Genomic DNA, 8,644 nt, shown 5'->3' on the forward strand with positions numbered 1-8,644 from the left:
CTGCTTACTGATCGCTAAAAAACGCTCAGTGCTGACGCATTTGCATGCTCAGCTGCGGGATAAAACGGTTGAAAAGAAATACTGGGCACTGGTCAGTGGTGACTGGGACAATAAGGTTCGTAAAGTGACTGATGCACTGCGCAAAAATACGCTGCAATCCGGCGAGCGGGTGGTAAAAGTTGACGAAGTCAACGGCAAACCATCTGAAACGCGGTTTCGGATCCTGCAGCGTTATCAGCAGGGCACCCTGGTAGAAGCGTTTCCGGTTACCGGCCGCACACATCAAATTCGGGTACATACGGCCTGTAAGGGTCATCCGATCGCCTGTGATGATAAATACGGTGATAACGACTTTAGCGCTGTGATGAACCAGCTCGGTTTAAACCGGCTGTTTCTGCACGCTAAAAGTCTGAGTTTTATTCACCCGATAAGCCAGACGACAATGCGAATTGATGCGCCACTTGATGCGCAGCTGGAAAACACCCTGACAAGATTAACGAGAAAGTAGTTTGGATAACAGTAATTTGGATAAAAATAGTGTGGAAAAAAGTAGTATGGCAGAGGTGAAACTGGTTATTTTCGACTGGGACGGCACCGTGATGGATTCGATTGGCCGCATTGTATCATCAATGCAGGCTGCCGCCGGCCTGACCGGGCTGGTTGTGCCAAGCAGTCATGCGGTAAAACAGATTATCGGTTTGAGTCTTGATCCTGCCTTTGCATTATTATTCCCTGATACTGATCAGGCACAGCGCAGCCAGTTATTTGAACATTATCGCGATCACTACACCATTTATGACACGACGCCCACCCCGCTGTTTAACGGCGCGGAGCAGGTGCTGAAAACCCTTGCTGAGCAAAACATTCTGCTGGCAGTGGCTACTGGCAAAGCCAGAAAGGGTCTGGACAGGATGTTCGCTGAAACCGGCTTGGGCCATTATTTTGTCACCAGCCGGTGTGCCGATGAAGCACAGTCAAAGCCGCATCCTGATATGTTGCTGCAAATCAGTAAACAGTTAGGCGTCGCTGCGGCCAATGCTATCATGGTTGGAGATACCAGCCATGATATGAAAATGGCTCAGGCCATTAACATGCCCCGGGTTGGGGTAACGCATGGCGTGCACGGCGCTGAGGTGTTACGTCAGTTTCAGCCAAAAGCGATTATCGATGATCTGCCGGCGCTGTTACCACATATTTAAACGCGTGCCAGCTTACCGGCTGGTGGTTAACAGGTTAATACCTTCATTGCGAAGTAAATGGAGCAACCTGATAAGTGGCAGGCCAATCAGACTATTCGGATCATCGCCGCGCATGGCCGTAAACAGACTGATCCCCAGTCCTTCACTTTTAAAACTACCGGCACAATCGAGCGGCTGTTCCCGTTCCACATAGGCGATAATTTCAGTGTCACTCAATGATCGGAAGCTGACAGTATAAGGCTCGACCGCAAGCTGGCAGTGACCGCTTGCCGCGTTTATCAGCGCAAGACCGGTTAAAAAGGTGACACTGTGGCCGCTGAATTGTTGCAGCTGAGCAATGGCATTCTCGACGGTATGCGGTTTGCCGATAATCCGGCCATTAAACACCGCAACCTGATCAGCACCGATAACCAGCCCCGCTTGCAATGTGGTGGCAACCGCCTGTGCTTTGCTGCGAGCCAGCCGGCGCACCAGGGCGGTTGCATCTTCGTCTGGTAAAGGCGTTTCATCAGTATCCGGTTTGATGGTGGTAAAATGCGGGGTTAACTTCGCGAGTAACTGTTTGCGATAGGGTGAAGTCGATGCCAGATATAGCGGCGGCAGGGCAGACTGAGACATATTAACTTCCCTTATATAACGATTGAATTGATTATTATGCCAAGGCCGTGCTCTTTTCACAAAGTAAGCGATACAGTCTGGCAATTTCAGCTGATAAAAAGTATAAAAAACTGTGGGAACCCTTTGACAGCAGGGGGTGGGTTCTATATGATGCGCGCCTTATGCAAAAAGTGAAAATACCTGTTACGCTGGACCCGGTTAAAGCCGCTCAAAAGCGGTCGATTTTTGATGGCATAGTGCCATTACAAACGTTAACCCGGTTAACGGAAAGCCTGGTTGAAAAACAAGGTGATGTAACAGTACGAATTGAATGCGGTACAGATGAGCAGGGCCTTGCGGTGTTAAACGGCGATGCAGCTTGTCAGGTAACCGTCTGTTGTGAGCGTTGTGGCGAACCCATGAAGCTGGCGTTAGGCTGCGAATTTGTCTATACACCGGTTAAAGGGGATGATGATCCTGTGCTGGCACTGGTGCCAGAGCGGTATGATGTCATCGAACGCGACGAGCATGGCGAAATAAATTTACGGCAGTTGGTTGAGGATGAACTTATTCTGGCTTTACCACTGTTTCCGATGCATGATGCAGCACAGTGCCATATCAGCGCTGATGCGATGAGCTTCGGAGACATCGGGCCAGAACCAGAAAAACCAAACCCCTTTGCCATACTGCAAGAACTGAAAAAAAAGTGATTTAGGAGAAAGACAATGGCTGTTCAGCAAAACAAAAAATCTCGTGCACGTCGTGACATGCGCCGTTCTCACGATGCGTTAACTGGCCCTACGCTGTCAGTTGACTCAACAACAGGTGAAACGCATCGTCGTCACCACATTACTGCCGATGGTTTCTACAAAGGCCGTAAAGTAAAGTAAGCCTGGATGCACCTGGTGCAGCCAATTAAGATTAAGCTTGCTTTAGATATGATGGGGGGCGACCATGGCCCCCTTACTACCATTCCTGCCGCCCTGGCAGCGATTGCAGAATTCCCCCGGTTAAACCTGGTGTTATGTGGTGATATTGCCGTATTGCAACAGCAGTTACAGTTCCATAATAGTTTTCCTCATCCTCAGCTTAGCCTGGTAGCCAGCGACAATGATGTCAGCATGGCCGATAAGCCCTCTGTCGCGCTGCGTAACAAACGTGAGTCGTCAATGCGCCGCGCGCTCGATCTGGTGGAACAGCAGCAGGTGCAGGCCTGTGTCAGTGCCGGCAATACCGGTGCCTTAATTGCTATGGCGCATTATGTGTTGAAAATGCTCAACGGGGTTGAACGCCCGGCATTAGTCAGTAGTCTGCCCAGTTGCAAAGGTAACCCGGTGTATATGCTTGACCTTGGTGCCACGGTAAATTGTGATGCTGATACCTTATTTCAGTTTGCGGTAATGGGCTCGGTGATGGCTGAAGAGGTCGTCGGTATCCGCTATCCTAAAGTGGCGCTGCTGAATATGGGCGAAGAGGAAATAAAAGGCTCTGACCAAATTAAGCGCGCATCTCAGTTACTGACCAGTTGCAATGACATCAATTATATTGGTTATATCGAAGGTGATGATATTTTTTCCGGTAAAGCAGATGTCATTGTCTGTGATGGTTTTGTCGGTAATGTGGCACTGAAAACCTGTGAAGGGGTCGCCAAACTGATTTTGCGCAGGTTTGAAGCCAGTTTACGCCAAAAAGCCAGTGCCCGGCTTTTTGGCTGGTTACTGAAACCTTTTATAAAAAGTCTTTATCAGGGGGTGAACCCCGACCACTATAACGGCGCAAGTCTGATAGGATTGCGCGGAATTGTAGTGAAAAGTCACGGAAATGCGACAAAAGACGCATTTTTAAGTGCCATCCGACAAGCAGTGCGCGAGGTGGAACGCCAGGTGCCTGCCAAAATTAAAGATCGGCTGGAACACGTATTAATAGATAAAGCATAGGTTCGCATGTACTCACGCATTATTGGTACCGGGAGTTACTTCCCGACGCAAGTTCGCACCAACTCTGATTTGGAAACCATGGTCGAAACCACCGACGAGTGGATAATCGAGCGAACCGGCATTAAAGAGCGGCGGATTATCGGCGCTGATGAAACAGTAGCAACCATGGGTGCCCAGGCGGCATTGCAAGCCATAGATGCAGCAGGGGTAGATAAAAACAGTATCGATATGATTATCTGTGCGACCACCAGCGCTGCCCGTGCACTCCCCAGCGCAGCTTGTGAAATACAACGGGAGCTGGGAATTGCGGCTATCCCGGCTTTTGATATCGCCGCCGCCTGCGCGGGTTTCTGTTATGGTTTAAGTGTCGCTGATCAGTATATCAAAACCGGCATTGCCAAACGTATTCTGGTGATTGGCTCCGATTGTTTGTCACAGCTGGTCAGCCCGGAAGACCGTTCGATGGTCATTTTATTCGGGGATGCAGCCGGTGCCGTTTTACTGGAGGCCTCTGAACAACCGGGTATTTTATCGACCCATATTCATGCTGACGGTAAATATTCAGAACTGTTGTATGTGGATAACCCTATCCGGGGTGATGAGCGCTCTGTCCACAACTCCTGGGGCAGCATGAAAGGCAATGACGTCTTTAAAGTGGCTGTGACCAAATTATCGCAGGTCGTTGAACAGACACTTAGCGCCAACAATATGGATAAGTCAGAAATTGACTGGCTGGTACCACATCAGGCGAATTTACGGATTATTGCCGCTGTGGCCCGTAAGCTGGATATGTCGATGGATCAGGTTGTTATTAATCTCGACCGCTACGGCAATACGTCGGCTGCGACTGTGCCAACTGCATTGGATGAAGCCATTCGCGATGGCCGGATAAAGCGCGGGCAGACCTTATTGCTGGAAGCTTTTGGTGGTGGTTTTGCCTGGGCCTCGGCACTAGTCCGTTATTAATTTGTATTTTCAGTATTGGTTAAACCTGCAGGACTAAAAATGACGAAGAAACTTGCAATTGTTTTCCCCGGTCAGGGTTCACAAAGCGTTGGCATGCTCAATGAGCTGTATCAGCATGATATCGTTAAAAACACTTTTGCTGAGGCCTCTGCCACCCTGGGTTACGATCTGTGGGATTTAGTGGCGAACGGCCCGGAAGCAGATTTAAATGAAACGCATCGCACCCAACCTGCCTTGCTGACGGCATCCGTCGCGATATGGCGCTTATGGCAACAGCAAGGCGGAGCTGCACCGGCTTATCTTGCCGGTCACTCTCTGGGTGAGTATTCAGCCCTGGTATGCGCTGAGGTATTGAGCCTTGGTGCTGCAGTAAAGCTGGTTGAACAGCGTGGCAACTATATGCAGCAGGCCGTGCCACCGGGTGTGGGTGGTATGTCAGCCATTATTGGTCTGGACGATGCTGCTATTGCCAAGGCCTGTGCTGAGGCCGCTGACGGTGAAGTCGTGGCGCCGGTAAATTATAACTCACCAGGTCAGGTGGTAATTGCCGGACATAAAGCAGCAGTTGAACGCGCGGGTGAACTGTGTAAAGCCGCCGGGGCAAAGCGGGCTTTACCGCTGCCGGTCAGCGTGCCGTCACACTGTGCGCTGATGCGCCCGGCGGCTGAGCAGTTAGCAACTGATTTGGCCGCGCTTGAATTTAATCCTCCCCGGTTGCCAGTGGTCAACAACGTTGATGTCAGTATTGCCATCGACAGTGCTGCGATCAAAGAGGCACTGGTACGTCAGTTATACAGCCCGGTACGCTGGACTGAAACTATTGAATGGCTGGCAGCGAATGGTGTGACTGATGTTATCGAGTTAGGGGCCGGTAAAGTACTGAGTGGTCTGATAAAACGGATCGACAAAAATTTAACCAGTAGTTCAGTGAATGATCAGGCGTCTTTAGAGACGGCATTAACTCAGTTAACACAGGAATAACGATGACACATTTACTCTCATTAGAAGGCAAAGTTGCCCTAGTTACCGGCGCCAGCCGGGGTATTGGCCGGGCTATCGCTGAACAGTTAGCCGCATTGGGTGCTAAAGTTATTGGCACGGCGACCAGTGAAAAAGGTGCGGCAGCCATTTCTGCGTATCTGGCAGATAGCGGCAAAGGGCTGGTGTTGAACGTGACTGATACTGACTCTATTGAACAATGTTTAACAGAAATCAAAAACCAGTTTGGCGAAATTGATATTTTGATTAATAATGCCGGTATCACCCGTGACAATTTATTGATGCGGATGAAAGATGATGAATGGTTTGACATTATTGAAACCAATCTGACATCGGTGTTCCGCTTAAGTAAAGCGGTCTTGCGTAGCATGATGAAAAAACGTTATGGTCGCATTGTCACTATCGGTTCAGTGGTTGGCTCTATGGGAAATGCCGGACAAACGAATTATGCCGCAGCGAAAGCCGGTGTGCTGGGTTTTACCAAATCACTGGCGCGCGAAGTGGCGTCACGCGGCATCACAGTTAATGCTGTGGCCCCGGGTTTTATTGACACAGATATGACGAAAGAGCTGTCTGATGAGCAAAAAGAAGCAATATTTTCTCAGGTACCGGCAAACCGCCTGGGCCAACCGGAAGAAATTGCTGCGACAGTCGCTTTTTTAGTGTCGGCACCGGCAGCTTATATTACCGGTGAAACAATTCACGTTAACGGCGGAATGTATATGCTATAGGCAGAGCAGGTTTGACCAGCAAAAAATGCTGGTAAGCACGCTTGCAACAGTTGCAGCTTACGCATAAACTAGCGCCACACAAAATTGCACGAATTGTTGCGATTTATATGAGAAAAAGGAAGAAAAGATGAGCAACATCGAAGAACGCGTTAAAAAAATTATCATCGAGCAACTGGGTGTTAAAGAAGACGAAGTGAAAAACGAAGCGTCTTTTGTTGATGATCTGGGTGCCGACTCACTGGATACAGTAGAGCTGGTAATGGCGCTGGAAGAAGAATTCGATACTGAAATCCCTGACGAAGAAGCTGAGAAAATCACGACTGTTCAGTCAGCGATTGATTACATTAAAGCTCACGCTGAGTAAGCGAAAAGCTTGTAAAACGGGTAGCTTAGCTACCCGTTTTCGTTTCAAGACAGATATAATTTGTTAAGACGGAGGACACGATGGCAAAACGTCGTGTGGTAGTGACGGGACTGGGTATGTTAACGCCATTGGGCAACGACGTCTCCAGTAGCTGGCAGGCGATGCAGCAGGCCCAGAGTGGTATTGGCTTTATTGAACATTTCGACACCAGTGCTTACACTACAAAATTTGCAGGTTTGGTTAAAGATTTTGATATTGAGCCCTATTTTCCGGCGAAAGATGCCAAGAAAATGGACTTGTTTATTCAGTATGGAGTCGCTGCCGGTATTCAGGCATTTCGTGATTCCGGGCTTGAAGTTACTGAGCAAAATGCAGCGCGGATCGGCGCCGCTATTGGTTCCGGTATCGGTGGCCTGGGGTTGATCGAAGAAAACCATACTAAATTGCTTAACAGCGGCCCGAAACGGTTATCGCCATTTTTTGTCCCCTCAACCATTATCAATATGATAGCCGGCCAGTTATCGATTAGCTTGGGGTTACAGGGGCCGAACATTAGTATTGTTACTGCCTGTACCACCGGTGTTCATAATATTGGTCAGGCGGCGCGAATGATTGCCTACGGTGATGCCGATGCCATGATAGCCGGCGGTGCTGAAAAAGCGTCTACACCACTGGGGATGGGCGGTTTTGGTGCAGCCAGAGCACTATCAACCCGCAATGATGCACCAGAAAAAGCCAGCCGGCCATGGGACAAAGATCGGGATGGTTTTGTGCTGGGTGACGGTGCCGGGGTGATGGTTTTAGAAGCGTACGAGCACGCCAAAGCCCGTGGCGCGACAATTTATGCCGAGCTGGTTGGCTTTGGCATGAGCGGTGATGCTTATCATATGACGTCGCCGCCAGAAAGTGGTACCGGTGCCGCATTAGCAATGAAGAATGCCCTGCAGGATGCCGGGGTTAATCCGGAGCAGGTGCAGTACATTAATGCACATGGTACCTCTACGCCGGCGGGTGATATTGCAGAAACCATGGCGATTAAATCGATTTTCGGTGCGAAGCCGGCAAATCTGATGGTCAGTTCATCCAAGTCGATGATGGGGCATTTGCTGGGGGCTGCTGGTTCAGTCGAGTCTATTATTACCGTGTTGTCATTGAAGGATCAGCTGGTGACGCCGACCATTAACCTGGATAACCCCAGTGAAGGTTGTGATCTGGATTATGTGCCGCACAGTGCCCGCCAGGCAAAGCTTGAGTATGCATTGTGTAACTCTTTCGGTTTTGGTGGTACTAACGGCTCTATCCTGTTTAAGCGGATATAGTGATTTGTCTTGTAGGCAAAGGCTGCTGTTGCAGCCTTTGTTTTATCTGTAATTTAAGGCATACTCGGCCTTATTTCCCTGTTGTTATACAGTCACGTGACCCACACTATACGTAGCAATGATCGCTGTTTTTTATATGGTGACGGCTTTTTCAGCACCATCCGGGTAAGCGGCGGTGTACCGCAACTGTGGCCGCTGCATCTGGCGCGGTTGCAGTATACTGCCCGCAGGCTGGCAATTGACATTGCCGACTGGCAGCAGATATACCGTGCTCTGACCGACACCATAGCGGCTCAGAAGCTGAGTGAAGCGGTATTAAAAATTCAGATCTCCCGCGGCGAAGGCAGTCGGGGCTACAGCCCACTGGGTATCACGGCTACCGGGCCGGTCATCACCTATGGCACATTGCCGGATTACAGTACCTGGCGACAGCAGGGGGTCAGATTAGCGCTGGCTGAGCTGCGCCTGGCAGTGCAGCCGGCACTGGCTGGCTTAAAGCATTGTAACCGACTGGAGCAGGTACTGTTAAAGC

The 8,644-nt window shown here is 49.8% G+C and carries 12 protein-coding genes; 11 read left to right on the forward strand and 1 reads right to left on the reverse strand.

Annotated elements, in window-relative coordinates:
• Together R3177_RS10705 and R3177_RS10710 are read left to right on the forward strand one after the other, a co-directional pair.
• The coding region (locus R3177_RS10705) for a pseudouridine synthase (RefSeq protein WP_318971023.1) at positions 1-508 on the forward strand (508 nt) is incomplete at its 5' end.
• A gap of 16 nt (positions 509-524) precedes the next feature.
• Positions 525-1,199, forward strand: coding sequence for an HAD-IA family hydrolase (locus tag R3177_RS10710; protein ID WP_318971024.1), 675 nt, complete (start codon positions 525-527; stop codon positions 1,197-1,199).
• A gap of 12 nt (positions 1,200-1,211) precedes the next feature.
• Here R3177_RS10710 and R3177_RS10715 read toward each other — a convergent pair whose 3' ends face one another.
• Entirely contained in the window at positions 1,212-1,817 is a 606-nt protein-coding gene (locus R3177_RS10715) for a Maf family protein (protein ID WP_318971025.1), read from the reverse strand.
• 161 nt (positions 1,818-1,978) lie between these two features.
• Here R3177_RS10715 and yceD point away from each other — a divergent pair, with 161 nt between their 5' ends.
• From yceD to R3177_RS10760, 9 genes are all read left to right on the forward strand, one after another.
• On the forward strand, positions 1,979-2,506 hold the full coding sequence (yceD, locus tag R3177_RS10720) for a 23S rRNA accumulation protein YceD (protein ID WP_318971026.1): 528 nt from the start codon (positions 1,979-1,981) through the stop codon (positions 2,504-2,506).
• A 15-nt stretch (positions 2,507-2,521) separates the two neighbouring features.
• Complete coding sequence (rpmF, locus tag R3177_RS10725) at positions 2,522-2,686, forward strand: 50S ribosomal protein L32 (RefSeq protein ID WP_019675618.1); 165 nt, start codon at positions 2,522-2,524, stop codon at positions 2,684-2,686.
• Between the two features lie 6 nt (positions 2,687-2,692).
• Positions 2,693-3,733, forward strand: a complete 1,041-nt coding sequence (plsX, locus tag R3177_RS10730) for a phosphate acyltransferase PlsX (RefSeq protein WP_318971027.1) — start codon at positions 2,693-2,695, stop codon at positions 3,731-3,733.
• A gap of 6 nt (positions 3,734-3,739) precedes the next feature.
• Positions 3,740-4,699 carry a beta-ketoacyl-ACP synthase III gene (locus R3177_RS10735; protein WP_318971028.1) on the forward strand — a complete coding sequence of 320 codons (960 nt, stop codon included), beginning with the start codon at positions 3,740-3,742 and terminating at the stop codon, positions 4,697-4,699.
• A 39-nt stretch (positions 4,700-4,738) separates the two neighbouring features.
• A complete protein-coding gene (fabD, locus tag R3177_RS10740; protein WP_318971029.1) occupies positions 4,739-5,680 on the forward strand; it encodes an ACP S-malonyltransferase in 942 nt (313 codons plus the stop codon).
• Between the two features lie 2 nt (positions 5,681-5,682).
• The gene (gene fabG, locus R3177_RS10745) at positions 5,683-6,429 is read left to right on the forward strand and encodes a 3-oxoacyl-ACP reductase FabG (RefSeq protein WP_318971030.1); all 747 of its coding nucleotides are present in this window, start codon (positions 5,683-5,685) and stop codon (positions 6,427-6,429) included.
• A gap of 127 nt (positions 6,430-6,556) precedes the next feature.
• Positions 6,557-6,793, forward strand: coding sequence for an acyl carrier protein (gene acpP, locus R3177_RS10750; protein ID WP_008223041.1), 237 nt, complete (start codon positions 6,557-6,559; stop codon positions 6,791-6,793).
• A gap of 80 nt (positions 6,794-6,873) precedes the next feature.
• The gene (gene fabF / locus R3177_RS10755; RefSeq protein WP_318971031.1) at positions 6,874-8,112 is read left to right on the forward strand and encodes a beta-ketoacyl-ACP synthase II; all 1,239 of its coding nucleotides are present in this window, start codon (positions 6,874-6,876) and stop codon (positions 8,110-8,112) included.
• Between the two features lie 96 nt (positions 8,113-8,208).
• Positions 8,209-8,644, forward strand: a 436-nt coding sequence (locus R3177_RS10760; protein ID WP_318971032.1) for an aminotransferase class IV, incomplete at its 3' end; no start/stop codon positions are given.

The organism is Arsukibacterium sp. (assembly GCF_033722355.1).
GTDB lineage: Bacteria > Pseudomonadota > Gammaproteobacteria > Enterobacterales > Alteromonadaceae > Alishewanella.